This window comes from Shewanella japonica, from assembly GCF_002075795.1.
Classification (GTDB): domain Bacteria; phylum Pseudomonadota; class Gammaproteobacteria; order Enterobacterales; family Shewanellaceae; genus Shewanella; species Shewanella japonica.
Window position 1 is genome coordinate 3,133,264 of record NZ_CP020472.1, and the last position, 20,658, is coordinate 3,153,921.

At 39.9% G+C, this 20,658-nt stretch carries 14 protein-coding genes; 7 read left to right on the plus strand and 7 right to left on the minus strand.

Features of this window, described 5'->3' with window-relative positions; genetic code table 11:
• Positions 1 to 143: 143 nt before the first annotated feature.
• Both pflB and pflA read left to right on the plus strand, forming a co-directional pair.
• Entirely contained in the window at positions 144 to 2,426 is a 2,283-nt protein-coding gene (pflB, locus tag SJ2017_RS13365) for a formate C-acetyltransferase (protein WP_055024713.1), read from the plus strand.
• Positions 2,427 to 2,512: 86 nt separating this feature from the next.
• A complete protein-coding gene (gene pflA, locus SJ2017_RS13370; protein ID WP_119969429.1) occupies positions 2,513 to 3,247 on the plus strand; it encodes a pyruvate formate lyase 1-activating protein in 735 nt (244 codons plus the stop codon).
• Between the two features lie 18 nt (positions 3,248 to 3,265).
• Here pflA and yfbV read toward each other — a convergent pair whose 3' ends face one another.
• Positions 3,266 to 3,709 (minus strand): terminus macrodomain insulation protein YfbV, encoded by a 444-nt coding sequence (yfbV, locus tag SJ2017_RS13375; RefSeq protein ID WP_080916078.1) that lies wholly within the window; start codon positions 3,707 to 3,709, stop codon positions 3,266 to 3,268.
• A 175-nt stretch (positions 3,710 to 3,884) separates the two neighbouring features.
• On the opposite strand from yfbV, the gene ackA reads away from it, so the two are divergent.
• Both ackA and pta read left to right on the plus strand, forming a co-directional pair.
• Positions 3,885 to 5,084 carry an acetate kinase gene (gene ackA / locus SJ2017_RS13380; protein WP_065110606.1) on the plus strand — a complete coding sequence of 400 codons (1,200 nt, stop codon included), beginning with the start codon at positions 3,885 to 3,887 and terminating at the stop codon, positions 5,082 to 5,084.
• 63 nt (positions 5,085 to 5,147) lie between these two features.
• Complete coding sequence (gene pta / locus SJ2017_RS13385) at positions 5,148 to 7,292, plus strand: phosphate acetyltransferase (RefSeq protein ID WP_055024717.1); 2,145 nt, start codon at positions 5,148 to 5,150, stop codon at positions 7,290 to 7,292.
• A gap of 80 nt (positions 7,293 to 7,372) precedes the next feature.
• Here the strand turns inward: pta and SJ2017_RS13390 are convergent, their stop codons facing one another.
• The 3 genes from SJ2017_RS13390 to sigZ form a co-directional block, all read right to left on the minus strand.
• The gene (locus SJ2017_RS13390; protein WP_244899692.1) at positions 7,373 to 8,602 is read right to left on the minus strand and encodes a MalY/PatB family protein; all 1,230 of its coding nucleotides are present in this window, start codon (positions 8,600 to 8,602) and stop codon (positions 7,373 to 7,375) included.
• Between the two features lie 106 nt (positions 8,603 to 8,708).
• Positions 8,709 to 10,160 (minus strand): glutathione synthase, encoded by a 1,452-nt coding sequence (locus SJ2017_RS13395; RefSeq protein ID WP_420876306.1) that lies wholly within the window; start codon positions 10,158 to 10,160, stop codon positions 8,709 to 8,711.
• 247 nt (positions 10,161 to 10,407) lie between these two features.
• A complete protein-coding gene (gene sigZ, locus SJ2017_RS13400) occupies positions 10,408 to 10,956 on the minus strand; it encodes an RNA polymerase sigma factor SigZ (protein ID WP_065110608.1) in 549 nt (182 codons plus the stop codon).
• A 612-nt stretch (positions 10,957 to 11,568) separates the two neighbouring features.
• On the opposite strand from sigZ, the gene SJ2017_RS13405 reads away from it, so the two are divergent.
• Positions 11,569 to 12,018, plus strand: a complete 450-nt coding sequence (locus SJ2017_RS13405; RefSeq protein ID WP_055024720.1) for a hypothetical protein — start codon at positions 11,569 to 11,571, stop codon at positions 12,016 to 12,018.
• 590 nt (positions 12,019 to 12,608) lie between these two features.
• On the opposite strand, the gene hrpA is transcribed toward SJ2017_RS13405, so the two are convergent.
• Positions 12,609 to 16,484, minus strand: a complete 3,876-nt coding sequence (hrpA, locus tag SJ2017_RS13410; protein WP_080916080.1) for an ATP-dependent RNA helicase HrpA — start codon at positions 16,482 to 16,484, stop codon at positions 12,609 to 12,611.
• Between the two features lie 141 nt (positions 16,485 to 16,625).
• The gene (locus SJ2017_RS13415) at positions 16,626 to 17,042 is read right to left on the minus strand and encodes a CBS domain-containing protein (protein ID WP_055024722.1); all 417 of its coding nucleotides are present in this window, start codon (positions 17,040 to 17,042) and stop codon (positions 16,626 to 16,628) included.
• A 545-nt stretch (positions 17,043 to 17,587) separates the two neighbouring features.
• Between SJ2017_RS13415 and SJ2017_RS13420 the strand changes: the two genes are divergently transcribed.
• Positions 17,588 to 17,767, plus strand: a complete 180-nt coding sequence (locus SJ2017_RS13420) for a DUF6435 family protein (protein WP_055024723.1) — start codon at positions 17,588 to 17,590, stop codon at positions 17,765 to 17,767.
• Positions 17,768 to 18,071: 304 nt separating this feature from the next.
• Here SJ2017_RS13420 and SJ2017_RS13425 read toward each other — a convergent pair whose 3' ends face one another.
• Positions 18,072 to 19,487, minus strand: a complete 1,416-nt coding sequence (locus SJ2017_RS13425) for a DUF4397 domain-containing protein (RefSeq protein ID WP_156003270.1) — start codon at positions 19,485 to 19,487, stop codon at positions 18,072 to 18,074.
• A 339-nt stretch (positions 19,488 to 19,826) separates the two neighbouring features.
• Here SJ2017_RS13425 and SJ2017_RS13430 point away from each other — a divergent pair, with 339 nt between their 5' ends.
• Complete coding sequence (locus tag SJ2017_RS13430; RefSeq protein ID WP_080916082.1) at positions 19,827 to 20,582, plus strand: hypothetical protein; 756 nt, start codon at positions 19,827 to 19,829, stop codon at positions 20,580 to 20,582.
• The last annotated feature ends 76 nt before the right edge of the window (positions 20,583 to 20,658 follow it).

The window sequence follows — 20,658 nt, forward strand, 5'->3', positions numbered from 1 at the left end:
TGGTGCTAGCACACAGATTAGATGCCCTTGCAATTATCCATTAATAGGGGTCTCAATTTTTTGAACTGCCAGCTTGGTTGTAACAGTTATCCATTACCATTAAATGGCAGATCAACAGTTAATTGACGAGAAGGTAAAATACCATGACCGATAAAACAGAATTATTTGCAAACGCTTGGCAAGGTTTTGAAGCTGGTGATTGGAAAACTGAAGTTAACGTTCGCGATTTTATTCAGAAAAACTACACTCCTTATGAAGGCGACGAGTCTTTTCTAGCTGGTGCTACTCAAGCAACTACCACACTTTGGGACAAAGTGATGGAAGGGATCAAGCAAGAGAATAGCACACATGCCCCTGTTGATTTCGATACTGAAATGGTATCAACCATTACCTCTCATGACGCTGGTTACATTAACAAAGAGTTAGAAACCATTGTTGGTTTGCAAACTGATGCTCCTTTAAAGCGTGCCATGTTACCTAACGGTGGTATTCGTATGGTTGAAGGTTCTTGCAAAGCTTATGACCGCGTACTAAACGAAGACATCAAGTACACCTATTCAGAGCTACGTAAAACACATAACCAAGGTGTTTTCGATATTTACACGCCAGAAATCATGGCATGTCGTAAATCAGGTGTATTGACTGGCTTACCTGATGCATACGGCCGTGGTCGTATCATTGGTGATTACCGTCGTATCGCGCTTTACGGTATCGACTACCTAATGCAAGATAAGTTTGCTCAATTCTCTTCACTTCAAGCTGGTTTTGAAGCGGGTGAGGATTTATCAAACACGATGCAATTACGTGAAGAAATTGCAGAGCAACACCGCGCCTTAGGCCAAATGAAAAAAATGGCTGCAAAATACGGCTGTGATATTTCATTACCTGCGACCAATGCTAAAGAGGCCATCCAATGGACTTACTTTGGTTACCTTGCCGCAGTGAAAAGCCAAAATGGCGCAGCAATGTCTTTAGGCCGTACTTCTTCATTCCTTGATATCTTCATTGAGCGCGATATTGCTAACGGTGTATTAACTGAAGAACAAGCGCAAGAAATGGTTGACCATTTTGTGATGAAGTTGCGTATGGTACGTTTCTTACGTACTCCAGAATATGATGAATTATTCTCAGGCGACCCAATTTGGGCAACTGAATCAGTTGCAGGTATGGGTCTAGACGGCCGCACTTTAGTCACTAAGAACAGCTTCCGTTTCTTACATACCCTATACAACATGGGCCCAAGCCCTGAACCAAACATTACTGTGTTATGGTCTAATGCGTTACCACAAGGGTTTAAAAACTACTGTGCAAAAGTATCTATCGATACTAGCTCTATCCAGTACGAAAATGACGACCTAATGCGTCCAGATTTTGAATCTGACGATTATGCTATTGCATGTTGTGTTAGCCCGATGATTGTGGGTAAACACATGCAGTTCTTTGGTGCTCGCGCTAACTTAGCAAAAACCATGCTTTACGCCATCAATGGCGGCGTGGATGAAAAGTTAAAAATCCAAGTTGCACCTAAAGCAGATGCCATCACTTCAGATGTACTTGACTTTGATGATGTAATGAACCGTTTAGACGGCTTAATGGATTGGTTAGCAACACAATACGTGACAGCGCTTAACTCTATACATTACATGCACGACAAATACTCTTACGAGTCTGCATTAATGGCGCTTCATGACCGTGATGTACGTCGTACTATGGCATGTGGTATTGCAGGTCTTTCTATTGCAGCGGATTCTTTATCTGCAATTAAGTTTGGCACTGTTAAGCCTATTCGTGATGAAGATGGTATTGCTATCGACTTTGATATTTCTGGTGAATATCCGAAGTTTGGTAACAACGACCCACGCGTAGATGACATAGCTTGTGATTTAGTTGAACGTTTCATGGCGAAAATCCGTACTAAGAAAATGTACCGTAACGCTATTCCAACGCAATCAATCTTAACCATTACCTCTAACGTGGTTTATGGTAAGAAAACAGGTACGACACCTGATGGACGTCCAGCTGGCGCGCCATTTGCTCCAGGTGCGAACCCTATGCATGGCCGTGATGAAAACGGTGCGATTGCATCACTTACATCTGTAGCGAAACTGCCTTTTGCTCATGCACAAGACGGTATTTCTTATACTTTCTCTATCGTACCAAATGCGTTAGGTAAAGATGAATTAGGTCGCCGCGCCAACTTAGCATCATTAATGGACGGCTACTTTATGAGTAACGCCAATAGCGAAGGTGGTCAGCATTTAAACGTTAACGTGATGAACCGTGAAATGTTAGAAGATGCCATCGTTAACCCTGAGAAATACCCTCAATTAACCATTCGAGTTTCAGGTTACGCTGTTCGCTTTAACGCTCTAACACCTGAACAACAGCAAGATGTAATTACACGTACTTTCACTAAAGGCTTGTAATAATTCTTAAAATTGGTTGTACTTAACTTTATTAGTGTTTCATTAATAAAAACGAGTACAACCTCTTTTTTTGCTTGTTTGGAGACATCATGACCACAGGTCGTATCCACTCTATAGAATCATTTGGTACCGTTGATGGTCCAGGCATTCGTTATGTCGCCTTTATGCAAGGCTGCCTAATGAAATGCCAATACTGCCACAATCGCGATACGTGGGATTTAGACGGCGGCAAAGAAGTCACTGTTGATGAACTAATGAGCCAAATCATTAGTTACAAACCTTTCCTACAATCTGGTGGAGTAACTGCCACTGGTGGTGAAGCTATCCTTCAAGCTGAATTCGTTAACGAACTTTTCAAAGCATGCAAAGCTAATGATCTGCATACCTGTCTTGATACCAATGGTTTTGTGCGTAAATACACGCCCGTCATTGATGAATTACTCGACAATACCGACTTAGTGTTACTTGATATAAAACAAATGGATGATGCTAAGCACATCGATTTAACCAAGGTGAGTAATCAACGAACATTACAGTTTGCAAAACATTTAGCGAAGCGCAATCAAAAAACCTGGGTGAGATATGTAGTAGTTGATGGTTTTACTGAGGATATTGACTCAGCGAAAGCTTTGGCAGACTTCATACAGCCTATGGAAAATGTTGAAAAAGTAGAATTATTGCCTTATCACCAACTTGGCACGCACAAGTGGGAAGCATTTGGTGAAAGCTATTCGTTAACAGACATTAAGCCACCCAGCAAAGAGACTATGGAAGCCATAAAAGCTGTCTTTACTGAGCGTGGAATTAAAGCAGATTATTAATCGTTGGCGAGCAAAAACTTACAGTTGCTCCCAATAACTTTTATCTAAACGTTCAAATGCCATTTTGAGTATCAGCGCCATATCTAAATAACACGCTTTAGCCCCAAGGGGTTGGCAAGATATGCCCATTGAACTCATTTTGACGGTTGACTGATTTGTCCAATCAAATAAGGTTATCGGCAAAGGGTGTCGGGCACGCCAGCCCAGCCAGAGTAAACCTTGGATAGGCAAACTGATAAAAAATAGCATTAAGGCAATAGCTTGGGGTAAAAACGCCCAGCCATTAACATACACTTGGCTACAAGCAGCCAAGATAGCAAATAACGGCATCAATAAAATGCCAAGATGGGTTGCTCTGACAACACGATATTCAGGGAAATAAAACCCAAGTTGCCGAACCATAGGCCACGTCTTCATGTAACGTCGACCGTCACCTATGATTTTGAACACGTTTACGTTCAACGGTATGCCCTACAAGTTAGAAATATATATGCACCATAGCACACAGCGATATTGAGCCCCAAATTTACGGTAAATTTATCGGCTGTTTAGTAAATCATTAACTATGATTGATAGTTGAAATAACACATTTCACATCAATTTTAATTTTGCTCGATCAGACTAATAAGGTCTCAACATGTCAGAAAAACTCGTACTGGTACTCAACTGCGGTAGCTCTTCTTTAAAATTTGCTGTTATTGATGCTGTTTCAGGTGATGATCACATATCAGGACTTGCTGAATGCTTCGGTTTAGAAGATTCACGCATAAAGTGGAAAGTTAACGGCGCTAAAAATGAAGCTAAATTGGGCGCATTTACTGCTCACCGTGAAGCAGTTGAATTTATCGTTAATAATATCCTTGCTGATCAGCCAGAGCTTGCAGCTCAAATTCAAGCTATCGGTCATCGTATCGTTCATGGTGGCGAAAAATATTCTCGCTCAGTGATCATTAATGAAGATGTGATCAGTGGTATTGAAGATTGTGCTTCACTAGCGCCACTTCATAACCCAGCACATTTAATTGGTATCCGAGCAGCTATGGCTTCATTCCCTGCTCTGCCACAAGTCGCTGTTTTTGATACCGCATTCCACCAAACCATGCCTGAGCAAGCTTATATCTATGCCCTTCCTTATAAGTTGTATCGTGAACATGGTATTCGCCGCTACGGCATGCATGGCACCAGCCACTTATTTGTAAGCCGTGAAGCGGCAAAAGTGCTAAATAAAGACACCACTGATACGAATGTAATTGTTGCACATTTAGGTAACGGCGCTTCAGTTACGGCCATAAAAGGCGGCAAAAGTGTCGACACTTCAATGGGATTAACACCATTAGAAGGTTTAGTTATGGGCACACGTTGCGGAGATATGGACCCATCAATCATTTACCATTTAGTTAACCAACTTGGTTATACCATTGATGAAGTCAATAACTTATTGAATAAGCAAAGCGGCTTATTAGGTATTTCTGAGTTAACCAACGATTGTCGTGGCATTGAAGACGGTTACAAAGATGGCCATAAAGGCGCAACCTTAGCACTGGAAATTTTCTGCTACCGTTTAGCGAAATACATTGCCTCTTACACTGTGCCATTAGGCCGTTTAGATGCCGTTGTATTTACTGGTGGTATCGGTGAAAACTCAGATATTATCCGAGCAAAAGTGCTTGAAATGCTGGCTATCTTTAATTTCAAAGTAAACGAAGAGAAAAACCTAGCCGCGCGTTTTGGTAAAGATGGCATCATTACCGAAGAAAACAGCACTGTGGCAATGGTTATCCCGACTAACGAAGAGTGGGTCATCGCAGAAGACGCTATCAAACTCATTAGCGCTTAATCCCCTTGCCCGACATGAAGCCTGTTAACTCAGGCTTTATTCACGCTCAGTTTAGAGGTAAATATGTCTCGTAATATTATGTTAATCCCGATTGGTACAGGTGTAGGTCTAACGTCACTAAGCCTTGGGATGGTTCGTGCGCTAGAGCGCAAAGGTGTTAAAGTTCAATTCTTCAAGCCAATTGCACAAATCCGTAATGGCGACAATGGTCCAGAACGTTCAACCACCATTTTAAGTCATTCGCCGACTGTTAATCCGCTTGAACCATTCACTATGGAACATGCTGAAAACTTAATTCGTTCAGAACAAATCGATGTGCTTATGGAGCAAATTATTGCTCGAGCCAGCGAATGTGCCGACAATACCGAAACGATCGTGATTGAAGGTCTAGTACCAACTCGTAATCACCCATTTTCTGATGACATTAACTTTGAAATTGCTAAAGCATTAGATGCTGATGTGATTTTCATTGCAACACCAGGAAATGACACACCCAATGGCTTAATGAATCGCCTAGAGATTGCTTATAATTCTTGGGGCGGCGTTAAAAACAAACGTCTTATCGGCTCAATCATCAATAAAATTGGCGCTCCAGTGGACGATGAAGGTCGTGCACGCCCTGATTTATCTGAAGTCTTTGACCATGCAGAAGTATCAACAACGGATACCTCAGCAATGTTCCAGCTACCGGGTAAAAGCCCGCTGCGCATCTTAGGTAGTGTGCCATATAACTTAGACCTTGTTTCACCTCGAGCTTCTGATTTAGCAAAACACCTCAATGCTAAAATCATCAATGCTGGTGAAATGAATACGCGACGCTTACGTAAAGTTACTTTCTGTGCCCGCAGTATTCCTAACATGGTTACTCATATCCGAACCAACTCATTGCTAGTGACATCGGGCGATCGCTCTGATGTGATTGTGTCTGCTTGTTTAGCGGCAATGAATGGGGTCAAGATTGGTGCCCTATTACTGACGGGTGGATACGAGCCAGAACCTGAAATCATGGCACTGTGTGAACGTGCTTTTGAAACAGGCTTGCCAGTATTTTTGATTAATACAAATACATGGCAAACCTCGTTAAATATTCAGCGTTTTGATCATGAAGTCCCTGTTGATGATGCTGTACGAATTGACCGAGTACAAGAGTATGTTGCCAGTCATATCGATCAAAGCTGGATTGAAAGCGTAACGCAAAACTCACCTCGTGAGCATCGTTTATCGCCACCAGCATTTAGATACAAATTAACTGAACTTGCTCGTGCAGCTAAGAAAACCATCGTACTGCCTGAAGGTGAAGAGCCAAGAACCATTAAAGCTGCGGCCATTTGTGCTGAACGTGGTATTGCTCGCTGCGTACTCTTAGGCAACGAAGAAGAAATTCTGCGTATTGCTTCATCACAAGATGTGGTATTGGGCGAAGGTGTTCAAATCATTGATCCTCTGCAAGCTCGTGAGCGCTATGTTGAAGGCATGCTAGATTTACGACGTCACAAAGGGCTGACTGAAGTCGTGGCTAAAGAGCAACTTGAAGACAATATGGTATTAGGTACCATGATGCTTGCTCAAGATGAAGTTGATGGCATTGTATCTGGGGCAGTCAATACTACAGCTAACACCATTCGTCCTCCACTGCAGTTAATTAAGACAGCGCCAGGGTCAAGCTTAGTATCTTCTATCTTCTTTATGTTGATGCCAGATCAGGTTTTAGTCTACGGTGATTGTGCGATTAACCCAGATCCAAACCCTGAACAATTGGCAGATATTGCCATTCAATCAGCTGAATCTGCCGCAGCTTTTGGTATTGAGCCTCGTGTCGCTATGATCAGTTACTCAACAGGTACATCTGGTACAGGTTCCGATGTTGATAAAGTGCGTGAAGCGACCAAAATCGCCAAAGAAAAACGCCCAGATCTGGTGATTGATGGACCACTGCAATACGATGCTGCAGTCATGGAAAATGTAGCACGCTCTAAAGCACCAGATAGCCCTGTTGCCGGTAAAGCGACAGTATTCGTATTCCCAGACTTGAACACAGGTAACACGACATATAAAGCAGTTCAACGTAGTGCAGACTTAATCAGTATTGGCCCAATGCTTCAAGGTATGCGCAAGCCAGTCAACGATTTATCTCGTGGTGCTCTCGTTGATGACATTGTCTACACCATTGCTTTAACAGCTATTCAAGCGGCGCAAAATGAGCAGTAAACACAGATTGTGTTAATGCTTAAACAAAAAAAGCACTGCTTAGGCAGTGCTTTTTTGTAGATTAACTCTTTAGGTTTTAATCATTTAGCAGGTTTACTATCTGCTATACCTTTTTTAAGCTGCTCAAATGAAGCCTGTACTTGCTCTAATGGTGAGGCAAAATTCATTCGATAAAAGTTTTCATCCTTTTCACCAAACCAAGTGCCAGGGGTTAGTGCCATTTTAGCTTGTTTAGTCAATAACGTTTTTAATTGCCCAGCGGTTAGATTTAACCCGGTAAAATCGAACCAAATCTGGTTAGTGCCTTCTGGCACAAAGGTGATAACTTGCGGCAGCTCTGCGGCCATAAAATCAACAATCCAATTACGGGTCGTTTGTGTATAAGTAAGAAAAGCATCAAACCAATCCTTGCCATGCTGATAAGCTGCAATCGTCGCATGGGTGGTAAACGCATTGCCATGATCAAGAGACATTGAAGCTGATGTTGCTTTAATTATTTCACGTAACGACGGATTATCACTATAAATATATCCGTTTGAAATACTATTTAAGCCAAAGTTTTTAGCGGGTGAACCAATAATTGTTAAGCTATTTTCATAGGCTAATGAGGCCATACTCGTAAATTGTGAACCTTCAAATACAATATCTGCATGGACTTCATCACTCACAATCAGCACATGATATTTTTTGGCAATAGTCGTTAACTGCTGTAATTCTGACTTGCTCCATACTCGTCCCACTGGGTTATGTGGATTACATAACAGCACCATACCCACATTACCGCGACTTAACTTCTGTTCAAAATCATTAAAATCAATAACATAACGTCCGTTCTCAATCTTAAGCGTGTTATCTACAACTGTGCGTCCGGCCGACTCAATCAACCTACGAAATTGATGATAAACAGGAGTTTGTATTAACACCCCTTCACCTTCTTGAGTAAAGTCTCGAATTAACATAGCAATCGCACTCAGCACACCTGGTACTTGAACAAAGTGTTCGGGAGTTAATTCAAGGTTATGACGGTCTTTATTCCAAGCGGAAATGGATTCGAACACGGTTGTAGAGTCAAACTCATAAGAATAAGTCTCACGACTAACTAATTGCTGCATTGCTTGAGTGATTGGCGAAGCTATCGGGAAGTCCATATCTGCAATCCAATATGGTTTTACATCAGTAGTACCATAAATTTGATTGAGCATATTGCTGTCGTGCTTAATAAATTTGTCACTGATATCTTGGCGCCCAGGACTTGGGGTAAACACTTGGCTATTGACGATATTCTTACTGTTTTTAAAAGGTTTGATCATTTCTGTATCTCTTTGGAATATTAAGCTGTTTTTACTTCATTGCCTTTAAGACGTAAAAAACTCAATAAGGATGCAAAATAATTCTAAATATCGAAATTAATTAAACTCAATCCACTAAAACCAATGAGTCTAATATCCCTTGACCACTGTGTATTCCACCTTCATTTTCACTAGCTGGTTTACTGCGAATAAGGTATCCCGCATACCCATTTAACGCTGTCACGGGTTGTCCGTCAAAATATGCCGTAAATAAGCCTATTTCACTGACAAGATCGTTCACCCACGTTTGTTCACTATCTCGCACGGCAATGGTAGCGACTTCTCGTTCATGAGGAAACAAACGCTGCATTAACGCCCAAGCATCGTACTCTTTCGGTGTCAGAGAATTTAATTTAGCACTAATATCTTTACCGAATACACAATGTCCCCCACCTTCTCCTTGATTTTTTAGCACCCACTCTTGTTTATTGGGATGACGATTAAACCAATTAATGGTGTCTGTATTAATCGGTTTCATCTCTGCTAAAACACTTTTTACTAAGTGAGCTTCCTCTAATGTCAGGCCCCAGCGTGAATAAGCTTCAGCAGGCATTATGGTCAACAGCATTTGCACCGTTTTACTGGTAGCTAGCTGTTGACTGAAAGTCGCATTCACTGCGACATGATGCTGTTCAATGAACAATCTTGTTTGACTTAATGCTTCACAACAAATGGCTTCATCTCGTTGTGGCGAGTAATAGTCGGCATATTGGTATCCCGCTCTAAGATAAACAACATCAATCCCGCCAATGCCCTCTAGAATTAAGCGCTGATGATCTCCTGTAGAAAGTTGCGAACTTAACTGCTCAAACGTCCTTCTTACAGTGCGAATACCACGTTGCTGTAATGCCACTTCCAATAGATGTTGATCATAAACATTATCTTCATTTTCTTGCACAACCATTAAAAACGTCGGTACTGTTTGAGTTTGTGCATTTCCTCCGCTGAACTTAACTGCAAAATCAGCAGCGACTTTTTGAGCTGCTTGGGCAATACTAGAGGCAAGTTGTGTCAGGCCTTTATTGTCAGCGCTAACTGATTGCTTATGCTCTAAAAAGCCCTCAAATTCTTGTGGCCATTGCAGACGTAAGAAATCATGTAGCTCTGTAGCACGTTGCCCAAATGGTGCCATACCTGCAGCAATGCCATTAAACTCTATCACTTTGGCGCCATGCTCACGATCATCCATATAGTCCGTTCGCATAAGTAGTAAGGGTTTACGTGCTGGCGTTAAACGTTGATTTTTACTGCCATGCACTTGATGATGCAAAGACAGTAACCGCTCAAAAAAAGGATCGGCTTTAGCCACATCCGCAAGTTGTGTTTGCAAGAAATCATGATCTTCAGAGACCCTATCGATTAACTTAGTCAATAGTGGAGTGACTTTGATTAAGTGCTCAAACACGGGCCGCTGCATTGTCATCGGCGCAATACTAAACGGACAGTGCCTTGCAGTATTATCATCTCGGCGAAAAGCCACCCCATGCATAATCGCCCACTCACTGGCTTCATTTAGCATTTGCTGAGAAATTGTTGGCTTTGATTGCGTTAATGCTCTTGGCTGGAACAGCGACTTCATAGTTTCTCCTAAAAAAGCAATAAAGCTCCTACACGAGTATTAGCCACGTGATGTTAAAAAGGAGCATGTTGGAATACGGGAGTAACGTTTCCGAACGCTAGATGAGGCAGTTAGGGCTCTCTATGTCAGTTAAGACGAAGTCCTGATAAATGAGTCAATACGATTCAAGGTGTTATCAGTAAACCCATTATGGTGATTTACATTTTTTTCTGTGGTTTGCGTCTTTGGGGGTGTAGCCCGTAATCCCGCCTTGGCCGACTTCGAAGTCACAACATGCCATCATTTGTTGCCTAAATTTAACTCGGCCTCTTTGGATTCGACTCTTCGCTCCAGATAAAGATAAACCAAGTTGTTCTGCAATCCTTTGTTGAGAAACCCCCTCAAGCTCAGCGAGGCGCAATGGCTTAGCATATTTTTCTGGCAACTCGTCAATTAAAGGCCCTAAACATTGGGCGAGCTCCTCTCTTGCTTCTTTACCTGTATCGAGCTCTTCAGCCATTAAATCATCTGGCAAAGATTCAAATTGTTGCCGCTCTCGATAAAAGTCCATAATCGTATTATGTGCAATACGATACAACCAGCTTTTGAGGCTGCCTCTGGATTTTAACTGATGTAAATTACCACTGGCTTTGATGTAAACCTCTTGCAAAATATCATCAACCGCACTGTCGTCATCAATGCGTTGACTTACATAACCTCGTAGCTGTGTTTTATGGTTTTGCCATTCAGATATCATATAAAGTTAATCTCAACTCGATAAAAAACGTTACTCAATACCCTAGACGCAATAAAGAATAAAAAGACGCAAATATCATTCATTTTTTTGTAAGTATTAAATCTCGTTTATATGTTTATCTTAGCGATAATCAATGGCCGAGAAATCGGTTTTCTGACGGTTCTGCGATCTATTTTGTTAATTCCATCAAGCCAAAAACAGTGCTATTTGAAATTGATTAATTTTGCTTAATCTAACGTTTCTTGAGCGAAATATTTTTAAATAGCAAGCAATAAATTGCATAAAGAAACATATTTTAGGGGATAAAATGAATAGTTTAGCACAGGAAAAATTGAGGTGTTATTTTTTAACCAGCGTTAAAAAATGTTGAATTTCATAACCTTGCAACTAAGGCTAATAGTATTCAACATAGTTGTCCACAGATTCTGTGGATAACATTAAGTTATACACCGAGTTGTTACCACAGGTGTATATTGAAGTTACTTAAGGTATGACATGTGTTGATTGATGAGTCAAGAATTTATTCAATTTTAATGCTTTGATCATAGGTAACTTGTATCGTCGCATTGAAATAGCGATACTAATACTACATAACAATAATTCCTGATTAATATGCATAAAATTTTTGTTCTTATTAGCCTATTTTTCTTCGCTGCGTGTACACCCTCTGAAGAAAGACAACAAGGTCGCCTTGAAAAAGCATTGTCACCTGAAGAAGTTTCTTTAGGTTTTTTCCGTGCTATATATGTTGATAAAGATGTCAATAAAGCGAAAGTGTTTGTCAATCAAGAACTCAAAGACATCATGTCTCATTACCATATTGCATCGGCAGTCCAGCGTCATGTACTTGGGCTTTCAATGACAGATGTGAACATGTCAATTGATGATATTGATATCGACTTTTTCCGTAAATTTACTGATGAAGTTGATGTTAAAGTGAAAATGGAAGGTTTACGTGGTGGTAGCCCATGGGTCGATGACCGCACAATCAAGTTAGTCAAAAATGGTAAGAGTTGGATTATTGTGGAAGTGCTAACAGAAAAAGGCCGAATTGAAGGATAATTTCTTATCTTCAGATTCACAAGCATAAAAAAAACAGCCTAGGCTGTTTTTTTATGCTTGTGAAAGAGCTAATAATATTAGTTCAATCAGCTTATTCTTCTTCAGTAGGTAGTGACTCTAGAACGTCATCTTTTACTTGATAATAAGCGTTTTCGTATTCATGAACTTCCATAGTAACTCCTATCAATCTTAGGCCGTTTTGTAGGGGGTAAGGCATGTCTATTATATAGGGGGGTGACATTTACCTTTACAGAGAAGCTGTAGCCATCTTTACTTCTTGAAACGAATTATAGCAATCTAACACCACCAATCCTACAAAAATTACGAAAAACTTTCAGAAATGTATGTTCGTTTTGTAAAATACTCATTTAAAGTGGCTTTTTTGATAGGTAAAACTGAAAGTGTTACATAACGAAGCACACTTTCAGTGTTTTTAGCTAATTTAAAGTAACAATCGACACAATATGCTTTAACACTTGCTGCTTTTCAACCAATACCAGATAAACACGAAGAAAGAATAAAGCTATATACAAAAACGCCCAATACGAATTGTACTGGGCGTTTAACAGCTTAATCACGCATGACAAGTATTACACTTGACTGATTTGTACTACAATGCGTTTTTCAGAAATGGGATACGCTGTTCCTAAGACTTGCGCAAAACATGAAACACGGAATTCTTCGATCATCCAACGTGCTTCAACTAATACTTCAGGTACAGGCTGAGTTTTAGGCACTTTGGCTAATTGCGCATTTAACAAGTCTTGTACTTTACTAATACTCTGCATATGAAGCCGATCACGAGTCGGATCAACCGGTAATTTATCCAAACGGTTTTCAATCGCTTTTAAATACCTCGCCACATCAGTAAGGCGACTCCAGCCACAGTGCTCAACAAAACCTTTAAACACCAATTTATCTAACTGGGTATTTATATCACTCATCGCAAAAGCAATATCTAAACTGATTTTACCCTTTAAGCGCTTTTTAATACGTTGATATATCGTCAGAATTTGCTCAACTTGCAACGAGATTTGCTCAGCATAATCATTTAACTCCTGCCTCACCCAATCTTTAGCTTGCTCAAATTGCGCCTCATTACGCACATCTAGCTTTTTCTCATCCAACAGTTGTTGAACTGATGCAGAAATAATATCGTCAATTAATAATTGAACTTGACCAAATGGGTTAAAGTACATCGCCAATTTTGCTTTATTTGGCAGGGCTTTTTGAAGATGTTTAACAGGCGAAGGAATATTAATGAGCAATAAACGACGTAAACCTGCTCGGTGCTGACGCTCGGCCTCAAATTCATCATCAAACAATTTAATAGAGACTTGATCTTTCTCATCAATTAACGCTGGATAAGCTTTAACTTCGTAATTACCTTTACGTTTTTGATATTGCTTTGGTAAATCCCCAAATGACCATGTTGTGATGTCTTTCTTTTCAATTCCCTCTTCCGCCACATTACGAATGGCTTTTGCCACCACACCTTGCAACTTATCTTTTAAAGAATCTAAATCACGCCCCTGATCCACTAGGCGGTGCTTATCATCTTCAATTTTAAAGTTAATTGTTAAATGAGCACTTAACTGAGTTAAGTCAAAATCATCACCACTTATACGTGTACCTGTCATGCGAAGTAACTGCTTACACATTGCATCAAGCAGCGGCATTGAAAAAGGCTCCATAGCTTGTACACAGGCGCGGGCATAATCTGGCGCTGGCACAAAATTACGGCGAAGATTTTTAGGCAACGACTTAATCAGCGCCACGACTTTTTCTTCACGAAGTCCTGGTACTAACCAATCAAAATCTTCAGTATCAACTTGGTTTATCAACGCCACAGGAATGTGCACCGACACCCCATCATCAACAGCGGCAGGCTCAAAGTGATAACTCACTTGTAAACCCAAGTTAGCTTTTTGCCATACTTCAGGGAAATCTAACGCTGAAATATGATCTGCACTTCGCTGCATCAATAAGTCTTGATTAAAGTCCAGTAGCTCTGGCGTTTCTTTACGTGCCTGTTTCCACCATTTAAAGAATAGTGACGCATTATAAATACCTTGCGGAATAAGCGGATCATAAAAGTCCACCAGCACCTGCTCATCCACTAAAATATCACGGCGTCGAGATTTATGTTCTAACGATTCAATATCATTCAGCAGTTGCTGATTTTTAATAAAGAAAGGCTCTTTTGTGTGTAACTGCCCTTCAGCTAACGCGCTGCGAATAAAGATTTCACGAGCTTCAACAGGATCAATAGGCCCATATTGCACTCTACGGCGATTAACCACTGTTAGGCCATATAGCACTTGATTTTCAAATGCGATGACACTGGCAGGTTTCGCTTCAAAATGTGGCTCTAGATGATTTTTCTTAATCAAATGTGCAGCTAAAGGCTCTAACCACTCTGGTTGAATTTTGGCGCAGCATCTGGCAAATAAACGAGAAGTTTCAGTGAGCTCAGCCGCCATTATCCATTTCGGGCCTTTTTTTGCTAAAGGCGAGCCAGGAAATACAAAAAACTTACGGTTGCGGGCACCAAGATATTCATTATTCGCATCTTTAAAACCAATGTGGCTTAACAAGCCTGATAACAACGCTTTATGTAAATTATCGTAACTGGCTGGTGTGTCATTTAAACGCCATTTTAAATCGTGTACCGCTTGTTTAATCTGGGTATATAAATCTTGCCACTCACGTACACGCAAATACGCTAAGTATTCTTCACGACATTGCTTTCTGAACTGGCTTGCTGACAATTCGCTTTTTTGATCTTTTAAGTAATTCCATAAATTAACCCAGCTAACAAAATCAGAGTCTTTATCGGCATAGCGACGATGGCACTCATCTGCAGCTTGTTTTTTTTCAATCGGTCTTTCACGAGGATCTTGAATAGATAAACCTGAAGCAATAACCATGACTTCATGCAAACAACTCATATCTTTCGCTTCAAGTACCATACGAGCAAGACGAGGATCGAGTGGGATTTTTGCTAAGTTACGCCCAAGGTTGGTCAGCACTAACTCTTTGCGTTTTTGTTTAACGGCTTGCAGCTCTTCTAGCAGTAAGAAGCCATCGCGAATATGTTTTTGCTCAGGAGGCTGTATAAATGGGAAACCCGCAATATCGCCTAGCCCAATGGCTAACATCTGCAAAATAACCGAGGCAAGATTGGTACGTAAGATTTCAGGATCGGTAAACTCAGGACGCTGAATAAAATCAGTTTCATCATATAAACGAATACAAATACCTGGACCGACACGTCCACAGCGACCTTGACGCTGATTTGCGCTGGCTTGAGAAATAGGTTCAATCGGCAAACGTTGTACTTTAGTACGGTAACTATAACGGCTAATTCGAGCGGTACCTGGGTCAATCACATAGCGGATCCCAGGTACAGTTAATGACGTCTCGGCCACATTGGTTGCTAACACAATGCGACGACCGATATGACTTTTGAAGACTTTAGATTGTTCGCCATATGATAGACGCGCGTACAAAGGCAGCACTTCTGTATCACGGTACTTTTGCTTGCGAAGCATTTCTGCGGTATCACGAATTTCACGTTCGCCATTCATGAAAATCAAAATATCGCCAGGCCCTTCAGCCATTAGCTCATCAACAGCGGAGAAAATACCATCACTCACATCTAAGTCAGCATCGGTATCACGGACTAATGGTCGATAACGCGTTTCTACAGGGAAGGTTCGACCCGATACTTCAATAACTGGCGCATTATTAAAATGCTTAGAGAATCGCTCAACATCAATGGTTGCCGAAGTAATGATCACTTTTAAATCAGGTCGCTTTTTCAGCACCTGCTTGAGGTAACCTAAGATGAAATCAATGTTTAAACTACGCTCATGCGCCTCATCAATAATGATGGCATCGTATTGATTTAAAAATTTATCAGAGGTTAATTCTGCCAGTAAAATACCATCAGTCATTAATTTAACGTAACTGTCTGGACTTATGGCATCTGCAAAACGCACTTTAAAACCAACAACCTCGCCTAGCGGGCTGTTAATTTCTTCAGCAACGCGATTAGCAACGCTTCTTGCTGCAAGACGCCTTGGTTGAGTGTGGCCAATTAAACCACGTGTACCAAGGCCTAGCTCTAAACATATCTTGGGTAGCTGGGTTGTTTTACCAGATCCTGTTTCACCCGCAACAATGACGACCTGGTTATTCACAATCGCTGAGGCTATGTCATCGCGTTTTTGAGAGACAGGTAAGGCATCTGGATAAGTCACTTTAGGGCTATTTTTTAGCCTTAGTTGAGCCTTTTCATAGGCTTGAGTGGCTTGTTCAGCTAACTTGGCTAAGACTTGAACTTTCTTTTCAGACTGCGGCTCTTTGTTTAATTGATACAAACGACGACGAATTCTTGCCGCATCGGTTTGATAACAAGAGTTTAGGTATGCTTTAGAGAGCGGGTGTTGGTCCGAATTCAAATCTAATTCCTAGCAAGTATTTCAAAAACTGCGATCCTAGCAAGGAACTAGACTGAATGGTATTAGTTTAAAGGAATCAAAACAAAAAGCCCTCGTTGACTCAGGCCAAAATTCTCTTTGATAAACAGCTTTGCTGGCAACTTAGGCTGGTGTTAAATAACATTGCTGCATATAGATGTTCATTGCCTTTAACACATCAGTTCGATTAATCGTACCAACGACTTTACTGCCTTCTACTACTGGATAAATTTTAGGTTTTGCCCCTAACATCTGTTCAGCCAACTGTAAGATACTGCCATCAGGTGTTGCTGTCAGTACATCCGTTTTCATGCAGTCTTTAACGGTTTCTGTCATATCGCAGTGATAACTGCTTTTCAGCATCACTGATAAGCAATCCTGTTGAGATAAAAAACCCACCAGCTGACCGTCATTATCAATCACAGCGGCACCAGCTTTGTTCTTCGTTAGTAAATGCTCTACAGCCGTTGCTAACGACATATTGGCTTTTAACAATACAGGTTGGCGGTCCATATATTCTGAAATTTGAATTGAATCCATATATTACCCCTTTAATTTTAACGTCAGCGCTCGTGTTCAATCGACGATTAATGTTTAGTCATTAACAATCAATACTCTAAATTTTCAGTATCGACGACATCTCATCTTTGGTTTAATTATCGTGCTAATAACCGTACTAATAATTGCACTAATATTAGTGTAGTCAAATTTAGCAAAATACGTTGATTGAATAACTCGATTGTCGTAACTGGATTTTAGGGGATGGAAAAAAGAGTGATGAGTAACAGATTTGCCTTAAAGATGAGTCATAACCGCTTACATATTTGTAGCCGTTATTCATCTGCATCAAATAAAGGCCAATAACATATCAGCAGCCGTTAATATTGGTACTGTTAGTGCTCAAGCTCGACATGCGTGAAACCAGCATGCTAGCTGAATTCAGAACATTAGCAGCAAGACACAAGCAACTGGGGGCTGATTGGTAAGGCAACAGTTAAACTCTCAATAATAATTAATTGAAAAATATAAAAACTAAAACCTGTTTACAAACGTACTAATACAAAAGATATTTAAAAGTGATTGGTATGTTTTCTATATTCAAGCAAGACCCCATCAAAAAACTCAATAAAGCTTATGAAGCTAAACTTGAACAAGCCATGTATGCACAAAGGAATGGCGATATAAAATCTTATTCAATGATAACCGCAGAAGCTGAAAACATTGTAAAACAAATTCAAGAGCTAGAGCGGCTAAAAAAGGAGTAACTTGGCAGCGCTTTCGGTGGCAAAAATGCACCTAAAAAATGCACCTAAAATAAATGAGTTAATGTCCTATCGCCAATAGACAAAAGAAGCTAGAAGTTAGGAGTTAAAGGTTAAACCTTGGCGCATAAGCATTTGATAGAAAATAATGGCGTTTATTCTGTCGTCACTTATTTATCCCAGCTACATATTTAAGTACTAAACATGGCTAACGCTAGATCTAGATGGGGTTGATAGCCCCATCCAGATTCGATACTGGTCTTATTTACTCAAAAAGTAATAAAGCATAAAAACACCACGTTTACGCTTAATTGTTGATATGTGTTTGCAGTTCGTAAGGCGTGCCACCGTAGGTATAGTCAGTTGCAATTAAATTAATCACATCACCTTTTTCAATACCGCGTAATGATGTTTCAATGATTAACTCATCAGTCGATGCGTTGTAGATATAAATATCGTAATCACCACTTTCCAATTCATAATCTTCATTATTCATATAACTTAGTTCGACTTGAGCAGAATAAGAATCAGGGTTAGCGCCTTCATTTAAAATTAAAACGTCAATCGCATCACTTTTTATGTCACTTATATTGTGGCTAACTAAAATTTTCGCATGGGTATCTATAACGCGCAGATCTTCTTCATTATCATTGACAGTAATAGCTGATGATGTGTCACCAGAGGTTAAGATAAGAGTACGACTACTTGGTTGCATATCAACACTAAATGTATCAATTTTATCTTCAGTCGTATTATCCAGTAAGTAAAAGTTTCGAGTATCACCCGAATCAATATTTTCTATTTCAATATCAACTGAGTCAGACAAAGCACCAAATTCTAGGGCGCTGGCGATTAAGCTAGCTTCGTCATCGTTATTGGCATCAGTTAAATAAATATCAAGATAAACGTCTAAGTAATCAGGAGCAGAAATACCATGTAAAAAGCGCACGTTTGCCGCTTGTGCTTCATTGGTGAGTTTACGGCCACCATCAGATTCAATGTTGACGATGGTATTGACTTGATCGTCTGAACCAGCAATCAGATAGCTAGTGAGTGCAAATATTTGAGCATCCCCGTCTGCTATCGTTATGCCGTCTGTCGATGCAATAATGATATCTGTGCCAGATTCAGTCAGTACCAGTTTGTAACTACCTGATTCAATTTCTATTTCATCACTTGACGCTTCATATGCCAATGTATAATCGGCGACTTTATTTAATAAATCTTCACCTTCGTTTAACCAGTAAACGTCAATATCAGCGGCTGAGTTCGATAGATTGATAAATTGAATGATTGCATCATAGTCTTCATCAAAATCTTCATCGTATAAATCCGAAATGTCAGTCGTCAATGTTAACGATGACGGCGCATCTGTATCACCATAAATAATATATGTGCTCGTTTTATTTTTGGATACACTAATACTATCGCCACTTGTAAATTCGTCATTCGTGGAGTTAGGTAAAATTTGATTAAATTCTAAGTCGTAGCTGTCATTACTGACTTGTTCGATACTGCTTGCATCACCGAACGCGAGTTCACCTATAGACTCATCTTCAACCATAATCTCAATGGCTGGTGATTGCGCGACTAAATTAACAAATTGATAGTAGCCCATTGAACTAGAGTCACTACTTTCCTCAAGTAATATCGTTTCCCAATCACACGCTGCTAACGTTAACGATATTCCGACAAATAAGGTTGCGGATAATATTTTTTTCATTTTTCCCTTAAACATAAGAAAATGTGCACCTAAATTGTAAATATGCATTGATTATACTTTTGAATAGTGTGAATTTTCGTAAGCATTAAGGAAAAAGCGTGGAGGTTTAGTATAAGTAAGTAAATAGGGATTCGGCGCGGTTATTTATTAATCCTAATCAAGAGGTATCAAGTTTTTAATTAGCCTTGGAACATAAGCGTTTGATAGAAAACAATTCCACTCTACTTATTCTTGCCCTCACTTATTAAGTAATTCTTATGGTATGTTTATGAAGGTAAATAATTAACAAGGAGTTTACCGTGGCCTTCAAGGAGTTTTCACAAAGGTTACGCTAATAACATGGAAAAAATTATACAATTTATTGGTAATTCGATACTCATTTTAATCGCATTTAGCCTTTTTTTATCAGGAATCATTTCTGATGAAAGTACGTTAGTAAGCTCAAGTTTTCTTTACATTATATTAGGAGCAGGGGCGGCATATCTATTTTGGAAATTCACACCAGAATTACATTCAAATAAGAGTAAAAAAGAAAGAAGAAAACATCAAATGTCGGCATTTCTTGTTTTTATTTTTATAACTGTTGCAGCACCACTTGCTACAGCTAGATACGGCCACATATTGCTCACTTGGGCCGGCCAAAGTAAAGAAGTTGAGTTAGAATTAACTGTTGATTATGTAAGTAGTACATATAGTAGTGCTTATTGCGCAGGGGCAATACGTTTAAAAGGTTATTCCAACTTTGGATCCGGTAGGCTATGTGGCGTATCAAGGTCAATATGGTCACAATTGAAAAGTGGTGACCGTATTATAGTCCAAGGTATAAAAACATATTGGGGCTTTGAATATACAAATTTAAAAAAAAATCTCGATAGAGAAATCTATCAAAGTAAAACACTTAGGTTGCTTCAAGATTTTAAAAACATGGATTCAAATAAAGCTTTTGCATTAGCTAGAGGAGTTGATGGTCGCGAGGTAATTGGTTATTCACATTCATATAGCTCACTTCAAAAGGCCAAAGAAAGAGCGCTTAATGAGTGCCAAGCACAGATAGAATTACATAGCATCACAACTGAATGTAAACTTATTCGGTAATTTATTCTAAAAATGAACATTTGTAGTGGTAAGGAGTTTGGCCACTATTATAGAACATACCGAGCTCATTTATGGA